This window comes from Pseudodesulfovibrio mercurii (genome assembly GCF_000189295.2).
GTDB lineage: Bacteria > Desulfobacterota > Desulfovibrionia > Desulfovibrionales > Desulfovibrionaceae > Pseudodesulfovibrio > Pseudodesulfovibrio mercurii.
Window position 1 is genome coordinate 1575213 of record NC_016803.1, and the last position, 21266, is coordinate 1596478.

The following is a 21266-nucleotide window of genomic DNA, read 5'->3' on the forward strand; positions in this document are numbered from 1 at the left end:
AGGAGCATATGTCGGCACATCTGCGCCTGCGGGAACTGAGCATACGGTTCAACGACCGAACACCGCCGGTCCTCACCGGAGTCAATCTCTCGGTGGGGGCCGGCGAATGCCATTGCATCGTCGGTCCCACCGGAAGCGGCAAGTCCAGCCTCCTGCTGGCCGCCGCGGGCCTGCTCCCCCCCGAGGCCCTGAACGGGGCGATGGAGCGCACCGGACGGGCCGGCACCGTGTTCCAGAATCCCGGCACCCAGATCCTCTTCGACCACGTGGGTCCTGAGACCGCCTTCGCCCTGGAGAACGCGGGCGTCGATCCCGCCGCCATGCCGGACAAGGTCGCCCGCGCCCTGGCCGAGGCGGATCTGCCCGTGCCCACCCACACCCCGACCTCCAGCCTGTCCATGGGACGCCAGTACCGCCTGGTCCTGGCCGGGGCCCTGGTCACGGAACCGGGGCTGCTCCTGCTCGACGAGCCCTGCGCCCAGCTCGACCCGGACGGCTGCCGCGCCGTGGCCGGGGTGGTGGACGCCGTCCTGAAGCGGGGCGGCGGCGTGCTCCTGTGCGAGCACCGGCCCGATCCCCTGGCGGCGCACATCACCCACTGGTGGCGCATCGAGGACCACGGGCTGCGCCCGTCCGAGCCGGTCCTCGCCCCGGCCCCGCCGCCGCGCGCGGCGAACCGGCCGACCGACGGGACCGGACCGGCCCTGCTGGAGGTCTGGGACCTGTCCCTCCGGCGGGGGGACCACCAGGTCTTTTCCGGCCTCGACCTGACCATCCGGCCGGGCGAGGCCGTGCACGTGGAGGGCGGCAACGGCAGCGGCAAGTCCACCCTGACCCGCATCCTGGCCGGGTTCCTGGCCCCGGACGCGGGCACCGCGACCCTGTTCGACCAGCCCGTGGCCCCGGCCCGGCTGCGCGGCCGGGTGGGCCTGGTCCTGCAAAGCCCTTCCAGCCAGCTCTTCGAGGACACGGTCCTGCGCGAGCTGGCCTACGCGGCCCGGCGCAAGGGACTGGACGACCCCGAGGGCCGGGCCCGGTGCGCGGCCAAGGCGCTGGGCATCAGCGACCTGCTGGACCGCGCCCCGTTCCTGCTCAGCTACGGCCAGCAGCGGCTGACCGCCCTGGGGGCGTGCCTGACCCAGGAGCCGGACCTGCTCCTGCTGGACGACCCCTTCGCCGGGCTGGACCGGGAGGCCCGCGAGCGGGTCCACGGCGTGCTCGACGCGGAGCGCGCCCGGCGCGGCATGGCCGTGCTGGTCACGGGTCACAACCCGACCTCTTCCCTTCGTTTCGCCGATTTCTATACCCGCGAGCTGCGGATTTCAGGGGGCCGTCTTGAACCCGTGGCCTGAACCGTCCGCGCGCCCGGCCCGCTTCAGGCCCCCGGCCTGGCTCATGCTCATCCTCTGCCCGGTGCTGTCGCTCCTGGCCGTGGTCTGGCACGGACCGTGGTCCATGCCGGTCCTGGCCGTGATCGAGGGCGGGCTGCTGCTGATCTCGCGGCCCGGCCCGCGCCGTCTGCTGCGCCTGGCCATGGCCTGCTTCTGGCAGATCGCGGTGGTCACGGGGCTGTACTGCCTGCGCTTCGGCCCAGGCGAGTGGCGCGGCGGACTGGACGTGTCCCTGCGCCTGATCCTGGTCTTCGTGCCGGGCATGCTGACCGTCCGCCTGGTGCCCCCGGCCGCCCTGGAACGGATCCTCAAGCGCATCCTGCCCGGCAACCTGCCCTTCGTGGCCGCCTGCTGCCTGCGCTTCTTCCCCCTGCTCATCGAACGCGTGCGCGTCATCCACGAGGCCCAGGTCCTACGCGGGGCGCGGGTGCTGCCGCGCGAATTGCTCAACCCGCGCAACTGGCCCGACGCCGTGTCCTGCATCGGCCTGCCCGCCGTGCTGCAAAGCATCGAGCTGGCCACGGAGATCGCGGACAGCGCCAAGGCCAGGGGGTTCTCCATGCGCGGCAACCGCACGGCCTGGCCCCTTGACGAAGCACAACGCCACGCGGAGGCCGAGGCCGCCGCAGAGGAGTCCCTCCCTTGACCGACAACGCCCCTTACAACGGTCCCTCCACCGCCCTGCGGGACACCCTGCTCATGGGCTTCTGCGCCCTGTTCCTGCTGGCCACCAAGATGGTCCTGCGCCTGAACCTGGGCATTCCGGGCCACGCCATGTTCTTCACCATCTTCTTCCTGATCCTGCCCAGGGCGGTGACCGGGCTGAAGTTCGCGGCCACGGCCACGGGTCTGGCGGCGGGCCTGGCCTCGGTGCTGCTCGGCATGGGCAAGGGCGGCCCCCTGCTGCTGCTCAAGTTCCTGTTCCCGTCCCTGTGCGTGGACCTGGCCTTCCTGTTCTTTCCCGGCCTGGGCGGCTCGCTGCTCTTCTGCGCCCTGGTCGGATTCATCGCGGCCGCCACCCGCATCATCGGCGTGGCGGTCACGGACTGGCTGGTGGGCATGGACCCCGAGATCATCATGGCCCACGCCTTCCTCAAGACCCTCGGCGGCGCCCTGTTCGGGGCGCTGGGCGGCCTGGCCGTCGCACCCATCATCCGTAAACTCAAGGCACGGGGCCTTCTCCCCGCGACCCCACAACCAAGAGGCTGACATGCGCTACTATCTCTGCATCGACGACACCGACAACCTGGAGACCAAGGGCACCGGCTGGCTGGCCGAACAGGCCTGCAACGAGATGAAGGACCTGGGGCTGGGCTCGTTCTCGGCCATCAGCCGCCACCAGCTCTTCGTCCACGAGGACGTGCCCTACACCTCGCACAACAGCTCCATGTGCATGGAGATGGAGGAGTGCGGCGACCCCGAGGCGGTCATCCGCTACATGCAGGCCTTCCTCGAACGCAACGGCGCGCCCGGCTCCGACCCCGGCCTGTGTCTGGTCCCCGAGACCCTGTCCGGCGAGGCCAGGGAGCGGCTCATCCGCTTCGGCAACGACGCCAAGTGCACGGTGCTGAACAAGGGACTGGCCTACGGCTTGGCCGGTGAGCTGGGCGTGCACCTGTCCGAGCACGGCGGCACGGGCGACGGCGTGGTCGGCGCCCTGGCGGGCGTGGGCTTGCGCATGGGCGGCCAGGACGGCCGCTACCGGAGCTGGATGCACCTGGGGCCCGACGGCACGGTCATGCCCGCGGGCGAGGTCGCCCGGCTGTGCGGGGCCCATCACGTCCAGGACGAGGCGGACGCGGTCCTGGCCGACGAGACCCCGGTCCTGCTCCAGGAGCAGATCAAGCTCATCCGCCGCCACGGCCAGGCCGTGCTCCTGGCCCGCCCCGACAACGGGAACGGGACCATGCGCCTGCTGCACAAGAAGGAATTGAAGATTTACTGAGTCAACGGCCGCAGCCCGGCCCCAGCCCGCAAGGATGTGCCATGAAGACCCGCCTCCGCCTGTTCGCCGCTCTGTTCCTCCTGCTCCCGCTCTGCGCGGGAGTCCTGGCCGAGCGCCCCGCCCACGCTGGGGACGAGGCTATCCCGGCCGCACGGACGCGGGTGGAGGATTCGGCGCGCCGTGCCGGGACCGCCGGGGTCCGGGCCGAGAAATGGGCCGCCGAGCGCGAAGGCCTGCTCGACGAGGCCCGCCAGCTGCTTTACGACACCGAGGCGGACCGTTTCGCCGTGGCCCGGCAGGAGGCGTACATCGCCCGCGAACGGGCGGACATCAAGGAGCTCGGGGAACGCACGGACGCGGCCCTGGCCACCCGGCGCGATCTGGACCGGGTCATGGAGACCCTCTACGCGGCCCTGGTCCGGGCGCGTGACCGGGACCTGCCCTTTGCCGAGGACGAGCGGAGGGCCAGGCTGGCCGCCCTGCGCCGGACCCTGGACGACCCCGACGCCCCGTCCGGCGAAAAGCTCGGCCGTCTGCTGGAGGCCCTGCGCATGGAGGCGGGCTACAGCCTCGACGTGGAGGCCGAGGACGCGGTCATGCAGGTGCGCGGCGCGCCCATGGCCGTGACCGTGCTGCGCGCGGGCAGGCTGGCCCTGCTGCGCATGCCCGCCTCGGGCGCGTGGGTCGAACGGTTCGAACCGGCCTCGGCCGAGTGGGTCGAACTGCCCGGAGCCGACGGCCGCGAGCTGGTCAAGGCGGTGCAGATAGCCCGCAAGCAGCGCATCGCGGAGCTGATCTACCTGCCCGTGGGCCACGGAGCCCAGCCGACCGAATCGCAGTCCGCCGCCCAAACCGCACAGACCGGGGAGGCGCAATGATCCGCCTTGCCCGCCGCCCGATTGTTTTTCCGATCCTCCGCCTGCGGCTCTGCCCGGCCCTGTGGCTGCTCCTCTGTCTCGCCGTGGCCGTTCCGGTCCTGGCCCGAACGGCTCGCGCGGCGGACGACGCCACAGCCCGCCTGGACGGCCTGGCCCGGGACATGACGGCCCGGACCGGGGCCGTGAACAAACTCCTCGACCTGGACCGCGATCAACTCCGCACAAAGGTGGCCGCCCTGCGCAAGGCCCGCGACGCAGAGCGGGCCCGGCTGGACAAGGCCGTGGCCGAACTGGCCCGGCTGCGCGGCGAGCGCGCGGAGCTGGCCGCCCGATACGACGCCGTGGCCGGGGAGATGCGCGCGGTGGAGGACGCGGTCCGGTCCAACGCGGCCCAGGCCCGCACCCTGCTCGCGGCGAGCGCCCTGACCTCCCTGGTTCCGGACCGCCTGGCCCCCCTGGACCGCGTGGCCCGGTCCCGCGACTTTCCCGGCCTCCCGACCATCACCGGTCTGGGAGGGCTGCTCCTGGACGAGATCCGCTCCGGAGCCACCGCCGAGACGCGGCCGGGGACCTTCCTCGGCCCGGACGGCCGGACGCGGACCGGCGGCCTGCTGCGCGCGGGCAGCCTGTTTCTCGGAGCCCGCGACGAGGACGGCCGGACCTGCCTGCTGACTCCCGGCTCCACGCCGCCGCAGGCCGTGGCCGCCACGCCCGGCGAGGCGGAAAAGGCCATGGCCGCCTGGGCCGACGGCGCGGGGCAGGTCCTGCCCGTGGACCCGTCCCACGGCGCGGCCCTGTCCCTGCTTCAGGCCCGGCGCACCCTGGACGACTGGGTCCAGGGCGGCGGCCTGCTCCTGTGGCCCATCCTGGTCATCGGCCTGGCCGCCCTGCTGGTGGTCTTCTACAAGGGCGCGCGCCTGTTCCTGGCCCGGCCCTGCCCCAGGGATTTCGCTCTGCGGTTGCGCACGGCCTGGGACGCGGACGGCCCGTCCGGTCTGACCCGGCTGCTGAAATCCCTGCCGCGCACCCCGGCGGCGCGGGTCCTGCTCTGGGCCGCTCCCGACGCCGACCCGGAGCTCCGGGACAAACGGCTCCAGGAGGGGTTCCTGGCCGAGCTGCACCGGCTGGAAAGCGGGCTGGGCTTCATCGCGGTCATGGCCGCCGTGGCCCCGCTCCTCGGCCTGCTCGGCACGGTCACGGGCATGATCGACTCCTTCCAGGCCGTGACCGTGTTCGGCACGGCCAACCCCCGGATCATGTCCAGCGGCATCAGCGAGGCGCTGATCACCACCCAGGCAGGCCTCGGCGTGGCCATCCCGGCCATGCTCCTGCACCAGTTCCTCAAGCAGCGAGTCCAGGGGCTGGCCTCGGACATGGAGCAGCAGTGCGCGGCCTTCCAGGCCCTGCTCGCCGCGAACCCGGACAAGGACGGCGCGGCATGACCGGCCTGCTGCGGACCGTGCTCGACTTCGTCCACGCGGGCGGCGCGACCATGGCGCCCCTGCTGCTGTGCTGCCTGGCCATGTGGTATCTCATCCTGCGCGCCTGGCTCGACCTCCTGCCCGCATCGGCGGGCGGCCTGCGGGCCGAGCTGGAACAGACCTTCGCCCGGCTCTGCCCCGGCCCCGGTCCGGGGGACGCCGACCTGGCCGACGCCCTGGCCGAGGGCGTGCGCGCCCGTACCCGGCGCAGGCTCTCCCTGGCCGCCGTGTTCGCGGCCGCCGCCCCCCTGCTCGGCCTGCTCGGCACGGTCACGGGCATGATCGAGACCTTCGACGGCGTGGCCCGCTTCGGCTCGGCCTCGCCCCAGGTCCTGTCCTCGGGCATCAGCCAGGCCATGATCTCCACCCAGACCGGCCTGGTGGTGGCCGTGCCCGGCCTCATCGCCGTGTATTTCCTGCGCCGCCGCGCCCTGCGCCTGCACATCCGCCCGGAACGCGCACGCCCCGCCGTCCACGCCGTGACCGGAGGCGTCGCGCCATGAGAATCCTGCGCCGCGCCCAACGCGACGAGTCCGTGGACATCAACGTCGCCCCCATGGTGGACATGATCTTCATCCTGCTCATCTTCTTCCTGGCCACGGCCAGCTTCGTGCGCGAGAGCGGTGTGGACGTGCAGCGGCCTGCGGCGGCCAGCGCCGAGACCTCGGCGGACGAGGCCCTGATTATCGGGGTCACCGCCCAGGGCGCGCTGTCCATCGAGGGCGAGCGGCTGGACATCCGGGCCCTGCGCCCGCGCATGGAGCGGTTCGTGGCCGAACGCCCGGGCGGGCCCGTGGTCGTGGTCGCGGACCGGGACTGCCCCACGGGCATCACCGTGCGCGTGCTCGACGCCTGCCGTCTGGCCGGGGTGCGCTCGGTCAGCCTGGGGGCGCGGGCCGTGAAGGACGGATACGCTCCGGCCGGGGCGGCCCCATGACCATGGGCAAGCCGCTGATCGCCCTGACGGGCGCGACGGCCGTGACCCTGGCCTTCTGCCTGCTCATCCCCCTGCTCGGCACGGTGCGCCACGCGGACGCCCCCATACTCCGGGACGACCCCGTGCCCGTGGCGGCCATGCCGCCCGAGACAAGACATCCGACCGAGGCGGGCGCGCCGGGCAGCATGGCCCGCGCCCTGCCGAGCGCGCCCCGGACACCGGCCGCGCCCCTGACCCTGCCAGCCTTGCAGGGACCGTCCGACATGCCCCTCCCGGCCCTGGAAGGGGAGCCCGAGTCCCTGGGATTGTCCATGAACGCGCCCGAGGGGCCTGGAGCCGTGCCCGCCGGGCCGGGCGACCCCGTCTTCGACCAGCCGCCGCGCGTGCTGACCCGGCTGGACCCGTACTATCCGGCGTCCGCCCGGCGCACCGGCACCCAGGGCCACGTCCTGGTCCGGGCCCTGGTGGACGAATACGGCCGGGTGACCGAGACCGAGGTGGTCGAGTCCGAACCGGCGGGCGTGTTCGACGAGGCGGCCCTCAAGGCCGTGCGCGGCTGGACCTTTGCCCCGGCCCGGCGCCGGGGAGAGCCCGTGGCCGTGCGCATCGACATCCCCATACGCTTCAGGCTGGACCGATGACCCGCCCCCGCCGCCACGCCGCCCTCACGCCTTTCGCCCTGGCCCTGGTCCTGTGCCTGGGCCTCGCCCTGGGCCTGCCCGGTCCGGCCCGGGCGGGCCGCGCGCGGGACGACCGCCTGGGCCCGGCACAGTATGCCGCCGTGACCGAGGCGCGGGAGCTGATGGAACAGGGCGACCCGGCCGGAGCGGCGCAGCGGCTCCTGCCCGTGGCCGACGAGGCGCGCCCGCCCCTGGTGGTCCTCGACCACCTGGCCTGGGCCCAGGAGCGGGCCGGTGCCCATGACGCGGCCCTGGTCACCTACCGCAGGGCCGCCGGTCTCTACCCGAACGACCCCGGCACGGCGCGCAACCTGGGCATCCTGCTGTTCAACCGCCAGCGGTTCGCCGAGGCGGCCCCGGCCCTGGAACGGGCCTACGGCCTGCAACCCGAGGAGGGGCGCGAGCCCACCCTGCTGGCCATGGCCGGATCGGCCCAGGCCCGCATGCACCGCTTCCCCCAGGCCCTTGGCCTGCTGGACCGCGCCGAGACCACCGAGCCCGCCGCGCCCGTGTCCTGGACCGCCATGTCCGCCTACTGCTGCCTGCGACTGGACAGAACGGACGCGGCCCTGGCCCGCTGCCGCGCCTGCGCCCGACGCCATCCCCGCGACCCGGCGGCCTGGTCCCTGCTCGGCCGGGTCCTGGCCCGCCACGGCGACCCGCTCGCGGCCGCGTCCGCCCTGGAGACCGCCCGCGCCCTGCGCCCCGACGGCCGGGCCGCGCCGGACGAATACCGTGAGCTGGCCGCCCTGTACGCCCTGGGCCACGCCCACGCCGAGGCGGCCCGCTGCCTGGCCGCCGCCGACGAGCCCGGCACAACCCTGCGCCGGGCCGAACTGCTCCGCCTGAACGGCCGGAACCGGGAGGCCCTGGAAGCCCTGGACCGGTTCGACCGGGAGCGGGCCGCAAACACCGCAACCGGCCCGACCGTCACCCCCGAGGACGTCCTGCGGGCCGCCCTGTTGCGCGGCCGCATCCTCCGGGACCTGGGCCGCACCGGGGAGGCCGTGGACGGGCTGCTGGCGTCGGCGCGTCCCCCTGCCGCCGATCCGGGGCGGACCGTGCAGCGCCTGCGGGGAGCCCTCCTGCTCCTGGCCGGGGAGCTGCGCTGGGGCGAGGGCGACTGGACCGGCGCGGCGCGCATCTTCGACGACCTCGCCGCCGTGCCGGGCTACGCCGACACCGGCGCGTCCCTGGCCGAGGGCATGCGGGCCATGGTCCGCGAGGCCGCCCTAGCCCCGGCCCCGCTCTCCCCCTCGTCGTTGACAGCCGCGCCCTGACCGGTTCCTTTCCGCCCCGCCGCGAGACGGCGGATACGCCCGCATCCCGGCGCATATCACCGTTTCCCGCCCCGAGCCGCCAACATTCCCTTGACAACGAGCCCTTTCCGGCCCGATGGATGAATTCTGCGGTTCCTCGTCGAAACCCATGGACAGTCGAGGTATGCCATGGCCGCTCGTTCCCGATCCCGACCCGGCGGAAGACGCCATCCCGGACGCGTGGTTCACGGCGTCCCGCCCCTGTCCGCGCCGCCGCCCGCCGCACAGCTCGACGACCTGGCCGACACCGTGGCCAGGGAGCGCATGGAGCGCTTCGCCTCGGCCCTGCTTCCGGGGTTGCTGCTGGAGGGCGAAGGCGGTCCGGACGAGGGCTCCGGCCCCCGGATCAAGGACCTCTGCCTGGCCGTGCGCGACGCCTACGACCGGCTCGACGCCCTGTTCGCCGAGCTGACCCTGGACCCGCCCCTGGCCTGCAAGGCGGGGTGCGTCCACTGCTGCTGCAACCAGGTGGCCCTGACCGAACCCGAGGCCCTGTTCCTGGGCCAATATCTGCTGGAAACGCGCGACAGGGGGCGGCTCCTGGACCTGGAAACCCGGACGCGGGCCCTGGTCGAGGACCTCAAGGGCAAGAGCTGGCAGGACATCGGCATGATCCGGCACCGGCTACCCTGCCTGTTCCTGGAAAACGGCGGATGCTCGGTCTACCCCGCCCGTCCCCTGGCCTGCCGGGGCTGGAACTCGGTGGACGTGGGCCGCTGCGTGCAGAGCAACCTGTCGGAAAACGCCCTGACCATGATCGAGAACCACCCCATCGTCCGGCGGCTGGCCGACGCCGTCCAGAACGGCCTGCTGCGCGGCGCCGCCGCCCTGAACCTCGAGGCGGGCTACCTGCTCATGGCCCGCGCCGTGCTCCTCCTGCTCGAAGGCGGCGCGGAACGAGGAGTGCTCGACCGCACGGCCGACTGGTTGCGCGGCGCCCCGTTCTTCGGCCGCAAGCGGACATGGTGAGCCCCGGCCCGAGGCCCCGCCACCGGGAACGCCGGGCCGGACCGGCGGCTGCACCGAATCGTCAACCGCCCCGGCCAAATCCATAAGACTTTCTTCTGCGATCCACGCCCAGCGCCCCGGACGACCGCACAAGCCATAAGCAAGCGAAAACCGTTCGCCATCGGCAGCCAATTATTTATCAAAAATGGAAAGTATTGTCCCATTTTTGGCATTTTTCATCCGGCTTATTGCCGCAAAATGTAAATTCTGCCCATCGCGCGCCCTCAGCCAACGGTGTTGCTGATGTAGTCATAAGTAAAACTTATTTTACGGGCGCGCACCGTTGCACAGTCGCTCGGAACATCTCCGGAAAAGTAAAATACTACATGAATTAAATCAGTATGTTGTGATTGCTTATGGCTTACAGTCGGCAAATCCGGCCCCGGTTCCGCGGGGTTCAGGCCTGCCCGTTGCAGAGAAGGGGGCAAACGCAGGCGCATCCGCCCGCAACAAATACCTGGAGGAACCGAAAATGGATATGGTCGATGTTTTGGAGATAAAGAACGGCAACAGGGTCAAGGGGACCTTTTCCAGCGCCGAGATGCAGCGCCGCATGGACTCCCTGCGGGCCTACATGGCCAGGGAGAGCGTGGACGCCATCCTCTTCACCTCCATACACAATATCAATTACTACAGTGACTTTCTCTACACCTCCTTCGGCCGGTTCTTCGGACTGACCGTCACCCAGACGAACTCCACGACCATCAGCGCCAACATCGACTACGGTCAGCCCTACCGGCGCAGCTTCGGCGAGAACATCGTCTACACGGACTGGAGCAAGGACAACTATTTCAAGGCGATCAAGAAGCTGCTGGCCGGAAGCAAGCGCATCGGCATCGAGTTCGACCACATCTCCGTGCAGAACCGCAGCAAGCTCGACGCCATCTTCCCGGGCGCGGAATTCGTGGACATCAGCGAGGGCGTCATGCGCATGCGCATGATCAAGTCCCAGGAGGAGATCGACCTGATCACCATCGGGGCCAACGTGGCCGACATCGGCGGCGCGGCCTGCGCGGCGGCCGTGGGCGAGGGCGTGCCCGAGCACGAGGTGGCCCTGGCCTCCACCAACGCCATGGTCCGCGAGATCGCCCGCCGGGTGCCGCACGGCGAGCTGCGCGACACCTGGACCTGGTTCCAGTCCGGAATCAACACCGACGGCGCGCACAACCCGGTGACCAGCCGCCGCATCCAGAAGGGCGACATCCTCAGCCTGAACTGCTTCCCCATGATCGCGGGCTACTACACCGCCCTGGAGCGCACCCTGTTCTTCGGCGAGCCCTCGCCCCGCGCCCTGGAACTGTGGGAGTTCAACTGCGCGGTCTACCGCAAGGGGCTGACCCTGATCAAACCGGGCGTCCGCTGCTGCGACATCGCCGCCGAACTCAACGAGATGTATGCGGAAAAGGGCCTGCTGGCCAACCGGACCTTCGGCTACGGCCACTCCTTCGGCGTGCTCAGCCACTACTACGGCCGCGAGGCCGGGCTGGAGATCCGCGAGGACATCGAGACCGTGCTCGAACCGAACATGGTCATCTCCATGGAGCCCATGATCACCATCTCCGAGGGCGAGGACGGCGCGGGCGGCTACCGCGAGCACGACATCCTGGTCGTGACCGAGGACGGCGCGCGCGACATCACCGGCTTCCCCACGGGCCCGGAACACAACATCATCAAGGCCTAACCCGCCCGGAACACCGAAATGAACGCCGCCCTGCCCGCCCTCGCAACCATCCTCATGTGGAGCTCCCTGGCCCTGCTCACGGACCGGATCTCGCACCTCCCGCCGCTCCTCTCGGTGGGACTGGTCCTGACCGTGTGCGGGCTGGCCGGAGCCGTGCGCCTGCGGCACTGGAAGGTCTCGCCCGCCACGTGGCTCGTGGGCGTGGGCGGCATCTTCGGATACCACTTCCTGCTCTTCGCGGCCTTCGGGCGAGCCCCGGCCGTGGAGGCGAACATGATCCAGTACCTCTGGCCCCTGTTCATCGTCCTGTTCACGCCCCTGTTCCTGCCCGGCCACAGGCTGACGCCCGGCCACCTGCTCGGCGCGGCCCTCGGCCTGGCGGGCGCGGGGCTGATCGTCACCGGCGGACGGCTGGGGCTGCGCATGGAGTATCTGCCCGGCTACCTCTGCGCCCTGGGCGCGGCCGTGATCTGGGCCTGCTACTCCCTCGGGACCAAGCGGCTGCCCCCCTTCCCGTCGTCGGCGGTGGGCGGCTTCTGCCTGGTCTCGGGGCTGCTGTCCCTGGCCCTGCACTTCGCCACCGACGGGCCGGGACCGGCGCCGTCGTCCGGGGACTGGCTGATCGTCCTGCTGCTCGGCTGCGGCCCCATGGGCGCGGCCTTCTACACCTGGGACGCGGCCATGAAGCGGGGCGATCCGCGCATGATCGGAGCCCTGGCCTACCTGACCCCCATGCTGTCCACCCTGCTGCTCGTGGCCGTGAACGGCAGGCCGTTCACCGTCCTGCACGGGGCGGCGGTCGTGCTGGTCACGGGCGGGGCCGTGGTCGGGTCCCTGGACTCCCTGCGCCCGCTCTTCGCCAACCTCTGCGCCGGACGCCGCCGGGCGTGGGCCGGATCATCGGCCAGACCGAGGAAGTAATCGACCTTTGCCAAGAACCCTATGAGAGAGAAACCGTTTTACAGGAGAGTTGTCATGATTCGTGGATTCAAATTCGTTGCCCTCATGCTGGCATGCTTCTTGATGCTGGGCGTACAGGCCCAGGCCAAGGATCTGCTCAGCGAAGTCAAGGAACGCGGCGAACTGGTCGTCGCCACCGAAGCGCGCTTCGCCCCGTTCGAGATGCTCAAGGACGGGAAGATCGTCGGCTACAGCAAGGACCTGCTGGACGAGATCATGAAGGATCTGCCCGGCGTCAAACTCAACCAGCTGGACCTCCCCTACCAGGGCATCCTGGCGGGCCTGGTCGCCAAGCGGTACGACTTCGTGTGCACCTCGCTGACCATCACCAAGGAACGGGCGGCCAAGTACGCCTTCACCCTGCCCTTCTCCACCGCCGCCCTGACCATCGTCAAGCGGGCCGGTGACGACTCCATCAAGTCCGGCGAGGACATGGCCGGACGGATCATCGGCATCCAGGCGGGCGCCGCCCCCTACTTCACCGCCCTGAAGGACTACGAGAAGGAAGTCCTGATTCCCAAGTACGGCAAGGGCGTGGCCGAGCTCCAGGAGTTTATCTCCAGCGACGACGCCTACGCCGCCCTGGCCGGCAAGCGGGTGGACGCGGTCATCAACACCGTCCCGAACCTGGCCCCGCTGGTCAAGGAGCGCCCGGACGTCTTCGAGATCGTCATGCCGCCCTTCGGCCCGCCGACCTACTTCGCCTGGGCCGGACGCAAGGACGCGGAGAGCGCCTCCCTGGTCCAGTTCTTCAGCGACAGCATCCGCAAGCTGAACGAGAACGGCAAGATGGCCGAGCTCCAGAAGAAGTGGTTCGGGTTCACCATGGACGTGCCCATGGACAAGGTGCCGGAACCGGTCAACTAGCAGGCAACCGGCCTCCCCGGAGGGCAGCCCGCCCTCCGGGGGAGCCGCAACGTTTCAACGCGACGAAAGGCAAGGCATGTTCGACTTCACCATCATATGGGGACACATCCCGGAGCTCATGGTCGGGGCCTGGCGGACGCTTTGGATATCCTTCGTGTCCATCATCATCGGCTTCGTCATCGGCCACCTGCTCTGCTTCGGCCGGTTCTCCGAGCACCGCCTGCTCAAGCGGTCCATCACGGCCTACGTGAGCTTCTTCCGGGGCACGCCCCTGCTGGTCCAGCTGGCCATCATCTTCTATTTCCTGCCCCTGTTCGGCATCTTCATCCCCTCTGTGGCCGCGGCCATCATCGCCCTGTCCATGAACACCGCCGCCTTCCAGTCGGAGATCCTGCGCGGCGGGTTCCAGTCCATGCCCCACGGGCAGATCGAGGCGGCCCGCGACTTGGGCCTGACCACCTGGCAGATCCGCCTGCACATCCAGATTCCGCAGGTCTTCCGGGCCACGCTCCCGGCCCTGGTCAACGAGTCCATCGACATCCTCAAGAACTCCGCGCTCATCTCGACCATCGCCGTGACCGACCTGATGCGCATCTCCCAGACCCTGGCCTCCACCACCTTCCGGCCCATCGAGTTCTTCCTGGCCGCCGGGGCCATGTATTTCGTCATGACCTACTCCATCAGCCACCTCGGCGTCGTGCTCGAGCGCAGGCTGAAAAGGACATAGGCGGCACCATGTTCGACGTCTCCATCATCCTCGAATACTACCCGCTCTTCCTCAAGGGGCTGGTCTACACCGTCCTGGTCTGCGCCGCGGGCATCCTCGGCGGGCTGGCCTGGGGGCTGGTCCTGTACGCCGCCGGGCGCGCGAACCTCAAGTTCCTGCGCGCGGCCTGCCGCCTCTACGTGAACATCTTCCGGGGGACCCCGCTCCTGGTCCAGCTCTTCCTGCTCTTCTACGGCGGCCCGCTCTTCGGCCTGCGCCTGTCGGCCATCGCCACGGGCATCCTCGGCCTGGCCGCCTACGGCGGGGCCTACTTCGCCGAGATCTACCGGGCCGGATTCCAGAGCATCCCCCCCGGACAGATCGAGGCGGCCCGCGACCTGGGCCTGTCCCGGTGGCAGATCGTCCGGCACATCCAGCTGCCCCAGATGCTCACCCTGATCCTGCCGCCCCTGACCAACCAGGCGATCATCATCGTCAAGGAATCGGCCATCCTGTCCATCATCACCGTGCCCGAGCTGACCACCGCGGCGGTCAAGGTCTCGACCACGACCTTCTCCATCGTCGAGCCCTACCTGCTCCTGGCCGCGGCCTACTGGCTCATCGTCCAGGGCATCTCCATGGGCGGCCGGGCCTGGGAGGCCCGGCAGATGGTCTATCTCGCCCGTCAACCTCAAGCCCCGGAAAAGCCATGAAGACCGTAGACGAAACCTGTGAAGTCCAGCTCATCAACCTGTGGAAGTCCTTCGGTGACAACACCGTGCTCAAGGGCATCGACCTGCAGGTCAAGAACAGGGAGGTGGTCTGCCTGATCGGCGGCTCCGGGTCCGGCAAGAGCACCATGCTGCGCTGCATCAACTCCCTAGAGATCTTCGACGAGGGCAAGATCATCATCGGCGGGGAGGTCTTCAGCGCCCTGTCCGCCTCGGACCCGACCACGCCCAAGGTCCAGCAGGACCGCTGCGCGGCCCTCAAGAACGTCTGCATGGTCTTCCAGCAGTTCAACCTGTGGCCGCACATGACCGTGCTCAAGAACGTCATGACCCCCCTGGTCCTGGTCAAGAGGATGGACCGGCGAGAGGCCGAGGAGAAGGCCCTGCACTTTCTGGGCAAGGTCGGTTTGACCGGCAAGGAACACCAGTACCCGGCCAGCCTGTCCGGCGGCCAGCAGCAGCGCGTGGCCATCGCCCGGTCGCTCGGCATGGAGCCGTCCATCATGCTCTTCGACGAGCCCACCTCGGCCCTGGACCCGGAGCTGGTGGGCGAGGTCCTCGCGGTCATGCGCGACCTGGCGGACGAGGGCATGACCATGATCGTGGTCACCCACGAGATGGGCTTCGCGGCCCAGGTGGCAGACAAGGTCGTGTTCCTGGCCGACGGGGTCATCGAGGAGTCCGGGCCGCCGAGCGAGCTGTTCGAGCACCCCAAGAGCCCGCGCCTTCAGGCCTTCCTCTCCACCTGGGCCGAGCGCAACGCGGGGTTGAGCTGATATGGAAAAACTCAAGTCCCTGGACAGCCTGCGTTTCTTTTCCGCCGCCGCGCGCAACCTGAGCTTCACCGGCGCCGCCGCCGAGCTGGGCATCTCCCAGAGCGCGGTCAGCCAGCAGGTGGCCAAGCTGGAGGCCGGGATCGGCTTCAGGCTCTTCGAACGCCGCGCGCGGGGGCTGGCCCTGACCGACAAGGGGGCCCGGCTGTGGACCGCCGTGCGCGAAGGGCTGGGGCGCATCGAGCAGACCCTCCAGGAGCTCGACGACACGCGCCAGCTGGCCCAGATGACCGTGCGCGCCCTGCCGTCCTTCGCCGCCCGCTGGCTGCTGCCCAGGGTCATCAAGCTGCGCCAGTGGGCCCCGGAGCTGAACATCGTGGTCGATGCGGACCTGGCCCGGCCCGACTTCCTGCACGACGGGGTGGACGTGGCCTTCACCTACGGCAAGACCGACCACCCCGAATGGGACCAGAGCTTCCTGTTCCACGACGCCATCTTTCCGGTGTGCACGCCCGACTTCATGCGCGAGCACGCCCTGAACACCCCCAGGGACCTGCGCGGGGGCTACCTGCTGCACGACTCCGTGCCCCAGGCCATCTACAGCACCAACTGGGACGCCTGGTTCGCGGCCCTGGGCATGTCCCTGCCCCAGGACGGCGCGGGACCGGCCTTCAGCACCCTGGCCATGGTCTGCGAGAGCGCCCTGGCCGGGCAGGGCGTGGCCCTGAGCCGCTATTCCCTGGTGGCCGACGACCTGGCCGCCGGGCGGCTGGTCCGGCCCTTCGAGCAGGTCACCCTGGAGGACGGCTTCTACCTGGCCTGCCCCAAGTCGAGCCTGAAGCGCGTGGCCATCCGCAAGTTCTACGAATGGGCCAAGGAACAGGCCGCGCTCTTCCGGGGAGGGATGGTCTTTTGATCCGGCCCGTCGCCCGCCCGGAATCCGCCGCTCCCTCGGGCTGGAAGGCGGAGCTCGGCTTCGACTTCGCCCGGTCGGGCGGGCGGACCGTCCCGGCCCGCCGCCGCCATCGCGGGCCCCTGGCCATGCAGCGCCCCTTCTACCCGGAGCGCGACGTCTGCCACGTCTACGCCCTGCACCCGCCAGGCGGCGTGGTCGGCGGGGACCGGCTGCTGTTCGACGTGCGGGCCGAAAGCGGCGCGCACGGCCTGGTGACCACGCCCTCGGCGGGCAAGTTCTACCGCACGGCCGGTCCGGCGGCCGTCCAGGAACAGCGGCTGGCCGTGGCCCCCGGCGGGGCCCTGGACTGGCTGCCCCTCGAGACCATCGTCTACCCCGGTGCCGACGCCCGGCTCTCTACCAGGGTGGACCTGGCGGGCGACGCCGCCTTTTTCGGCTGGGAGGTGATCTGCCTCGGCCTGCCCGCGTCGAACGCCCCCTTCGACCGGGGGTTTTTCGTCCAGACCCTGGAGATATACCGCGACGGGGAGCCGGTCCTGCTCGAACGGGCGCGCTTCGAGGGCGGCTCCGCCCTGTTGCGCGAGCCGTGGGGGCTTTGCGGGCACACGGTCTTCGGCACCCTGGCCGGGACCGTGGACGACCCCGCCCTGGCGGAGCGCATCCGCGAACGCGCCGCGCGCGAGGTCCGCGACGAACGATTTTCCCTGACCCGATTCGACGGCCTGACCGTCTGCCGGGTCATGGGCGACAACGCCTTCCGGGTGCGCGGCCTGCTCGCCGCCGCCTGGGACGCCATGCGACTCGAACGCCTGGGCCGGGCGGCCTGCCCCCCCAGGGTCTGGAACACGTAAACCAAGGAGCGCGGGCATGAAGCTCTCTCCCAGAGAAAAGGACAAGCTGCTGATCTTCTGCGCCGGAATGCTGGCCACCCAGCGCAAGGAGCGGGGCCTCCGACTCAACTATCCCGAAGCCATGGCCTTCATCGCCTCGGCCATCCTGGAAGGCGCCCGCGAGGGCCGGACCGTGGCCGAACTCATGGACTACGGCACCACCCTGCTGACCCGCGAGGACGTCATGGACGGCATCCCCGAGATGATCCGCGAGGTCCAGGTGGAGGCCACCTTCCCGGACGGCACCAAGCTGGTCACCGTCCACAACCCCATCCTGTGAGGCGCGCCATGATTCCCGGAGAAATCCTCTACGCCGACGGCGAGATCGAACTGAACGCGGGCCGCGCGACCGTGACCCTGACCGTGGCCAACGCGGGCGACCGGCCCATCCAGGTGGGCTCGCACTACCACTTCTTCGAGACCAACGAGGGGTTGGTCTTCGACCGCGACCGGGCCAGGGGCTTCCGCCTGAACATCCCGGCGGGCACGGCCGTGCGCTTCGAGCCGGGCCAGACCCGCGACGTGGAGCTGGTGGCCCTGGCGGGCAAACGGGAAGTGTACGGATTCAACGCCAAAGTCATGGGCAAGCTGGACTAGGGGGGCGGCATGGCAAAGATCGACAGAAGGACCTACGGCGACATGTTCGGCCCGACCACGGGCGACCGCGTCCGGCTGGGCGACACCGACCTGATCATCGAGGTCGAGGCGGACCACGCCGTGTACGGCGAAGAGGTCAAGTTCGGCGGGGGCAAGGTCCTGCGCGACGGCATGGGCCAGTCCCAGGCGGCCAACGACACGGCCGTGGACACGGTCATCACCAACGCCCTGATCCTGGACCACTGGGGCATCGTCAAGGCGGACATCGGCCTCAAAAACGGCCGCATCCACGCCATCGGCAAGGCGGGCAACCCCGACACCCAGCCCGGCGTGGACATCGTGGTCGGCCCCGGCACCGAGGCCATCGCGGGCGAGGGGCTCATCGCCACGGCGGGCGGCATCGACTCGCACATCCATTTTATCTGCCCGCAGCAGGTGGAGGACGCGCTCATGTCGGGCGTGACCACCATGATAGGCGGCGGCACCGGCCCGGCGGCCGGGACCAACGCCACCACCTGCACGCCCGGCCCGTGGAACATCATGCGCATGCTCCAGGCCTCGGACGGGCTGCCCATGAACCTGGGCTGGCTGGGCAAGGGCAACGCCTCCCTGCCCGGCTCCCTGAACGAACAGCTCGAGGCCGGGGCCATGGGCCTCAAGCTGCACGAGGACTGGGGCACCACCCCGGCGGCCATCGACAATTGCCTGGACGCGGCCGAACGGTACGACGTCCAGGTGGCCATCCACACCGACACCCTGAACGAGTCCGGCTTCGTGGAGAACACCCTGGCCGCCTTCCGTGGGCGGACCATCCACGCCTACCACACCGAGGGCGCGGGCGGCGGCCACGCCCCGGACATCATCAAGGCCTGCGGGCAGCAGAACGTGCTGCCCTCGTCCACCAACCCGACCCGGCCCTACACCGTGAACACGGCCGACGAGCACCTGGACATGCTCATGGTCTGCCACCACCTGGACGCCTCCATCCCCGAGGACGTGGCCTTCGCCGAGTCGCGCATCCGGCGCGAGACCATCGCGGCCGAGGACATCCTGCACGACCTGGGCGCGTTCTCCATGATCGCCTCGGACTCCCAGGCCATGGGCCGGGTGGGCGAGGTCATCACCCGCACCTGGCAGACGGCCCACAAGATGAAGGCCCAGCGCGGGCCCCTGCCCGAGGACTCGGACCGCAACGACAACTTCCGGGCCAAGCGGTACATCGCCAAGTACACCATCAACCCGGCCCTGGCCCACGGCATCCAGCAGGAGGTCGGCTCCCTGGAGGTCGGCAAGCTGGCCGACATCGTCCTCTGGAACCCGGCCTTCTTCGGGGTCAAGCCGGACATGGTCATCAAGGGCGGGGTCATCGCGGCCGCGCCCATGGGCGACCCCAACGCCTCCATCCCGACCCCGCAGCCGGTCCACTACCGGCCCATGTTCGCGACCTTCGGCCGGGCCCTGGCCGCCACCTCACTGACCTTCGTGTCCCGGGCCGCCCTGGAACTCGGCGTGGGGGCCAGGTACGGCCTGGCCAAGCGCCTGGCCCCGGTCTCCGGCTGCCGTCTGGTGCAAAAAAGAGATATGGTCCACAACGGCTACACCCCGACCATCGAGGTGGACCCGCAGACCTACGAGGTCCGGGCCGACGGCGAGCTGCTGACCTGCGAACCGGCGGCCGTCCTGCCCCTGGCCCAGCGCTACTTCCTGTTCTAGCCATGCTGCGCATCCGCGAAATCCTGGCCGCGCCGGACGGCCGCACCGACGACGCCCTGACCCTCCCGCACCACCTGCGGGCGCGGTCCCGCCAGCGCGTGCGCCTGGATTCCGGGCGCGAGGCCGGGCTGCTGCTGCCGCGCGGCACCGTGCTGCGCGACGGGGACGTCCTGCTGGCCGAGGACGGCTGCAGGGTCCTGGTCCGGGCCGACATCGAGCCCCTGTCCGAGGCGTGCTTCGCGGACGGCCAGGCCATGGCCATGGCCTGCTTCCACCTGGGCAACCGGCACGTGCCCCTGGAGATCGGCCTCGGCCGCATCCGCTACATCCACGATCCGGTGGTGGACGACATGCTCCGCACCATGGGCTTTGCCGTGACCGCGCTCATGGGGCCGTTCCATCCCGAGGCCGGGGCCTACCACATGCCCCACATCCGGCTGAACTGCGAACCCGTGTACGTCGGGAGCCGCCCATGAGGCCGTCCCCCCAGCTGCTCCGCCTGCTGCAACTGGCCAGCCCGGCCCTGCCCGTGGGCGCCTTTGCCTATTCCCAGGGGCTCGAATGGGGCGCGGAACACGGGCTGGAAGACGAGGCGGCGGCCGCATCCTGGATCTTCGGGGTCATGGAGCACGGCCCGGCCCGCCTGGACCTGCCCTGCCTGATCCGCATGCACCGCGCCTGGCTCGACGACGACGAGGCCGAAGTCCGCCGCTGGTCCGCCCGCCTCCTGGCCTCGCGGGAAACCGCCGAGCTGCGGCAGGAGGAGTTGCAGACCGGGGCGGCCCTGGCCCGGCTGCTGCGCGACCTGGACCTGGACGAAGCCGGGGCGTGGACGACCTTTCCCCGACGCACCTTCGCCGCCCTGTTCGCCCTGGCCGGGGCCCGCTGGGGGATCGAAACCGGGGACCTGAGCGCGGCCTTGCTCTTTGCCTGGGCCGAAAACCAGGCGGCCGCGGCCATCAAGCTGGTCCCCCTGGGCCAGACCTCCGGACAGCGCATCCTGTCCGGGGCGGCCGGGCTGATTCCCGGGCTGGTGGAGCTGGCCCTGGAACTTCCCGACGCCGAGGTCGGCGGCACGGCCCCCGGCCAGGTCATGGCCTCGGCCCTGCACGAAATCCAACGCACGCGGCTGTTCCGTTCCTGACGGGCCGTCCGCGTCTTTCGAGGTACATGGACATGTCCCAAGCCCTTCGTCTCGGCATCGGCGGCCCGGTCGGCTCCGGCAAGACCGCGCTCATCGAACAGCTCTGCCTGGCCCTGCGCCACGACTACGAGATCGCCGTGGTCACCAACGACATCTACACCCGCGAGGACGCCGAGTTCCTGACCCGCCGCGCGGCCCTGCCCCCGGAGCGCATCCGGGGCGTGGAGACCGGCGGCTGCCCGCACACGGCCATCCGCGAGGACGCCTCGGCCAACCTGGCGGCGGTGGAGGAGCTGTGCGCGCAGTTCCCGGCCCTGCAACTGGTCATGGTCGAATCCGGCGGCGACAACCTGAGCGCCTCGTTCAGCCCCGAGCTGGCGGACCTGGCCATCTACGTCATCGACGTGTCCGCGGGCGACAAGATCCCGCGCAAGGGCGGCCCCGGCATCACCCGCACCGACCTGCTGGTTATCAACAAGACCGACCTGGCCCCCCTGGTGGGCGCGTCCCTCGAGGTCATGGCCCGCGACGCCCGGACCCAACGCGGCGACAAGCCGTTCGTCTTCAGCAACATGAAGACGAAACAGGGCCTGGACGAGATCATCGCCTTCATCAAGCGGGAAGGCCTCCTGGACGCCTAGCCGAGCGA

Annotated in this window: 25 protein-coding genes; all 25 read left to right on the forward strand. The window is 70.3% G+C overall.

From position 1 onward, the window contains the following. Positions 1 to 8 precede the first annotated feature (8 nt). The 25 genes from DND132_RS07170 to ureG all read left to right on the forward strand — a co-directional run bounded on the left by DND132_RS07170 (position 9) and on the right by ureG (position 21258). Positions 9 to 1352: an ABC transporter ATP-binding protein gene (locus tag DND132_RS07170; protein ID WP_014322049.1), complete on the forward strand. Its 1344-nt coding sequence runs from the start codon at positions 9 to 11 to the stop codon at positions 1350 to 1352. Continuing rightward, positions 1336 to 2037, forward strand: coding sequence for an energy-coupling factor transporter transmembrane component T family protein (locus DND132_RS07175; RefSeq protein WP_041915732.1), 702 nt, complete (start codon positions 1336 to 1338; stop codon positions 2035 to 2037). Before DND132_RS07170 ends, DND132_RS07175 begins: the two co-directional genes overlap by 17 nt. Continuing rightward, positions 2034 to 2600 (forward strand): hypothetical protein, encoded by a 567-nt coding sequence (locus DND132_RS07180; RefSeq protein WP_014322051.1) that lies wholly within the window; start codon positions 2034 to 2036, stop codon positions 2598 to 2600. The genes DND132_RS07175 and DND132_RS07180 overlap by 4 nt, the downstream gene beginning before the upstream one ends. 1 nt (position 2601) lies before the next feature. After that, positions 2602 to 3336 (forward strand): hypothetical protein, encoded by a 735-nt coding sequence (locus DND132_RS07185; RefSeq protein WP_014322052.1) that lies wholly within the window; start codon positions 2602 to 2604, stop codon positions 3334 to 3336. Between the two features lie 41 nt (positions 3337 to 3377). Next, positions 3378 to 4214 (forward strand): DUF3450 family protein, encoded by an 837-nt coding sequence (locus tag DND132_RS07190; RefSeq protein WP_014322053.1) that lies wholly within the window; start codon positions 3378 to 3380, stop codon positions 4212 to 4214. Then, positions 4211 to 5656 (forward strand): MotA/TolQ/ExbB proton channel family protein, encoded by a 1446-nt coding sequence (locus DND132_RS18665; protein ID WP_014322054.1) that lies wholly within the window; start codon positions 4211 to 4213, stop codon positions 5654 to 5656. Before DND132_RS07190 ends, DND132_RS18665 begins: the two co-directional genes overlap by 4 nt. After that, on the forward strand, positions 5653 to 6198 hold the full coding sequence (locus tag DND132_RS17590) for a MotA/TolQ/ExbB proton channel family protein (protein WP_014322055.1): 546 nt from the start codon (positions 5653 to 5655) through the stop codon (positions 6196 to 6198). Before DND132_RS18665 ends, DND132_RS17590 begins: the two co-directional genes overlap by 4 nt. Then, on the forward strand, positions 6195 to 6632 hold the full coding sequence (locus DND132_RS07205) for an ExbD/TolR family protein (RefSeq protein ID WP_014322056.1): 438 nt from the start codon (positions 6195 to 6197) through the stop codon (positions 6630 to 6632). The genes DND132_RS17590 and DND132_RS07205 overlap by 4 nt, the downstream gene beginning before the upstream one ends. Beyond that, positions 6629 to 7273, forward strand: a complete 645-nt coding sequence (locus DND132_RS17595; RefSeq protein WP_014322057.1) for an energy transducer TonB — start codon at positions 6629 to 6631, stop codon at positions 7271 to 7273. Before DND132_RS07205 ends, DND132_RS17595 begins: the two co-directional genes overlap by 4 nt. Next, entirely contained in the window at positions 7270 to 8592 is a 1323-nt protein-coding gene (locus DND132_RS07215) for a tetratricopeptide repeat protein (protein ID WP_014322058.1), read from the forward strand. Before DND132_RS17595 ends, DND132_RS07215 begins: the two co-directional genes overlap by 4 nt. A 219-nt stretch (positions 8593 to 8811) precedes the next feature. Continuing rightward, positions 8812 to 9600, forward strand: a complete 789-nt coding sequence (locus DND132_RS07220; protein WP_190275299.1) for a YkgJ family cysteine cluster protein — start codon at positions 8812 to 8814, stop codon at positions 9598 to 9600. 511 nt (positions 9601 to 10111) lie between these two features. Then, the gene (locus tag DND132_RS07225) at positions 10112 to 11320 is read left to right on the forward strand and encodes an aminopeptidase P family protein (RefSeq protein WP_014322060.1); all 1209 of its coding nucleotides are present in this window, start codon (positions 10112 to 10114) and stop codon (positions 11318 to 11320) included. A gap of 18 nt (positions 11321 to 11338) precedes the next feature. Further along, positions 11339 to 12241 carry a DMT family transporter gene (locus DND132_RS07230; RefSeq protein WP_014322061.1) on the forward strand — a complete coding sequence of 301 codons (903 nt, stop codon included), beginning with the start codon at positions 11339 to 11341 and terminating at the stop codon, positions 12239 to 12241. Positions 12242 to 12295: 54 nt separating this feature from the next. After that, a complete protein-coding gene (locus DND132_RS07235; protein ID WP_014322062.1) occupies positions 12296 to 13147 on the forward strand; it encodes a transporter substrate-binding domain-containing protein in 852 nt (283 codons plus the stop codon). A gap of 76 nt (positions 13148 to 13223) precedes the next feature. Beyond that, complete coding sequence (locus DND132_RS07240; protein ID WP_014322063.1) at positions 13224 to 13874, forward strand: amino acid ABC transporter permease; 651 nt, start codon at positions 13224 to 13226, stop codon at positions 13872 to 13874. Positions 13875 to 13882: 8 nt separating this feature from the next. Further along, positions 13883 to 14566: an amino acid ABC transporter permease gene (locus DND132_RS07245; protein WP_014322064.1), complete on the forward strand. Its 684-nt coding sequence runs from the start codon at positions 13883 to 13885 to the stop codon at positions 14564 to 14566. Next, positions 14563 to 15360, forward strand: a complete 798-nt coding sequence (locus tag DND132_RS07250) for an amino acid ABC transporter ATP-binding protein (RefSeq protein ID WP_014322065.1) — start codon at positions 14563 to 14565, stop codon at positions 15358 to 15360. The genes DND132_RS07245 and DND132_RS07250 overlap by 4 nt, the downstream gene beginning before the upstream one ends. A 1-nt stretch (position 15361) precedes the next feature. Continuing rightward, positions 15362 to 16273 (forward strand): LysR substrate-binding domain-containing protein, encoded by a 912-nt coding sequence (locus tag DND132_RS07255; protein ID WP_014322066.1) that lies wholly within the window; start codon positions 15362 to 15364, stop codon positions 16271 to 16273. Further along, positions 16270 to 17124 carry an urease accessory protein UreD gene (locus DND132_RS07260; RefSeq protein ID WP_014322067.1) on the forward strand — a complete coding sequence of 285 codons (855 nt, stop codon included), beginning with the start codon at positions 16270 to 16272 and terminating at the stop codon, positions 17122 to 17124. The genes DND132_RS07255 and DND132_RS07260 overlap by 4 nt, the downstream gene beginning before the upstream one ends. A 16-nt stretch (positions 17125 to 17140) precedes the next feature. Next, on the forward strand, positions 17141 to 17443 hold the full coding sequence (gene ureA, locus DND132_RS07265; protein WP_014322068.1) for an urease subunit gamma: 303 nt from the start codon (positions 17141 to 17143) through the stop codon (positions 17441 to 17443). An 8-nt stretch (positions 17444 to 17451) separates the two neighbouring features. Continuing rightward, positions 17452 to 17760: an urease subunit beta gene (locus DND132_RS07270; RefSeq protein ID WP_014322069.1), complete on the forward strand. Its 309-nt coding sequence runs from the start codon at positions 17452 to 17454 to the stop codon at positions 17758 to 17760. A gap of 9 nt (positions 17761 to 17769) precedes the next feature. Then, positions 17770 to 19473 carry an urease subunit alpha gene (gene ureC, locus DND132_RS07275; protein WP_014322070.1) on the forward strand — a complete coding sequence of 568 codons (1704 nt, stop codon included), beginning with the start codon at positions 17770 to 17772 and terminating at the stop codon, positions 19471 to 19473. 2 nt (positions 19474 to 19475) lie between these two features. Then, entirely contained in the window at positions 19476 to 19949 is a 474-nt protein-coding gene (ureE, locus tag DND132_RS07280; protein ID WP_014322071.1) for an urease accessory protein UreE, read from the forward strand. Next, positions 19946 to 20617 carry an urease accessory protein UreF gene (locus DND132_RS07285; protein WP_014322072.1) on the forward strand — a complete coding sequence of 224 codons (672 nt, stop codon included), beginning with the start codon at positions 19946 to 19948 and terminating at the stop codon, positions 20615 to 20617. Before ureE ends, DND132_RS07285 begins: the two co-directional genes overlap by 4 nt. Before the next feature lie 32 nt (positions 20618 to 20649). After that, positions 20650 to 21258 (forward strand): urease accessory protein UreG, encoded by a 609-nt coding sequence (gene ureG / locus DND132_RS07290; RefSeq protein WP_014322073.1) that lies wholly within the window; start codon positions 20650 to 20652, stop codon positions 21256 to 21258. Positions 21259 to 21266 lie beyond the last annotated feature (8 nt).

Excerpts from the sequence above, each read along its gene's own strand:
- DND132_RS18665 (WP_014322054.1), top strand. The coding sequence starts at position 4,211 with ATGATCCGCCTTGCCCGCCGCCCGATTGTTTTTCCGATCCTCCGCCTG.
- DND132_RS07270 (WP_014322069.1), top strand. The coding sequence starts at position 17,452 with ATGATTCCCGGAGAAATCCTCTACGCCGACGGCGAGATCGAACTGAAC.
- ureE (WP_014322071.1), top strand. The coding sequence starts at position 19,476 with ATGCTGCGCATCCGCGAAATCCTGGCCGCGCCGGACGGCCGCACCGAC.
- DND132_RS07250 (WP_014322065.1), top strand. The coding sequence starts at position 14,563 with ATGAAGACCGTAGACGAAACCTGTGAAGTCCAGCTCATCAACCTGTGG.
- DND132_RS07235 (WP_014322062.1), top strand. The coding sequence starts at position 12,296 with ATGATTCGTGGATTCAAATTCGTTGCCCTCATGCTGGCATGCTTCTTG.
- DND132_RS07225 (WP_014322060.1), top strand. The coding sequence starts at position 10,112 with ATGGATATGGTCGATGTTTTGGAGATAAAGAACGGCAACAGGGTCAAG.
- ureC (WP_014322070.1), top strand. The coding sequence starts at position 17,770 with ATGGCAAAGATCGACAGAAGGACCTACGGCGACATGTTCGGCCCGACC.
- DND132_RS07230 (WP_014322061.1), top strand. The coding sequence starts at position 11,339 with ATGAACGCCGCCCTGCCCGCCCTCGCAACCATCCTCATGTGGAGCTCC.
- DND132_RS17595 (WP_014322057.1), top strand. The coding sequence starts at position 6,629 with ATGACCATGGGCAAGCCGCTGATCGCCCTGACGGGCGCGACGGCCGTG.
- DND132_RS07240 (WP_014322063.1), top strand. The coding sequence starts at position 13,224 with ATGTTCGACTTCACCATCATATGGGGACACATCCCGGAGCTCATGGTC.
- DND132_RS17590 (WP_014322055.1), top strand. The coding sequence starts at position 5,653 with ATGACCGGCCTGCTGCGGACCGTGCTCGACTTCGTCCACGCGGGCGGC.
- DND132_RS07205 (WP_014322056.1), top strand. The coding sequence starts at position 6,195 with ATGAGAATCCTGCGCCGCGCCCAACGCGACGAGTCCGTGGACATCAAC.
- DND132_RS07245 (WP_014322064.1), top strand. The coding sequence starts at position 13,883 with ATGTTCGACGTCTCCATCATCCTCGAATACTACCCGCTCTTCCTCAAG.
- DND132_RS07170 (WP_014322049.1), top strand. The coding sequence starts at position 9 with ATGTCGGCACATCTGCGCCTGCGGGAACTGAGCATACGGTTCAACGAC.
- ureA (WP_014322068.1), top strand. The coding sequence starts at position 17,141 with ATGAAGCTCTCTCCCAGAGAAAAGGACAAGCTGCTGATCTTCTGCGCC.
- ureG (WP_014322073.1), top strand. The coding sequence starts at position 20,650 with ATGTCCCAAGCCCTTCGTCTCGGCATCGGCGGCCCGGTCGGCTCCGGC.
- DND132_RS07285 (WP_014322072.1), top strand. The coding sequence starts at position 19,946 with ATGAGGCCGTCCCCCCAGCTGCTCCGCCTGCTGCAACTGGCCAGCCCG.
- DND132_RS07185 (WP_014322052.1), top strand. The coding sequence starts at position 2,602 with ATGCGCTACTATCTCTGCATCGACGACACCGACAACCTGGAGACCAAG.
- DND132_RS07215 (WP_014322058.1), top strand. The coding sequence starts at position 7,270 with ATGACCCGCCCCCGCCGCCACGCCGCCCTCACGCCTTTCGCCCTGGCC.
- DND132_RS07255 (WP_014322066.1), top strand. The coding sequence starts at position 15,362 with ATGGAAAAACTCAAGTCCCTGGACAGCCTGCGTTTCTTTTCCGCCGCC.
- DND132_RS07190 (WP_014322053.1), top strand. The coding sequence starts at position 3,378 with ATGAAGACCCGCCTCCGCCTGTTCGCCGCTCTGTTCCTCCTGCTCCCG.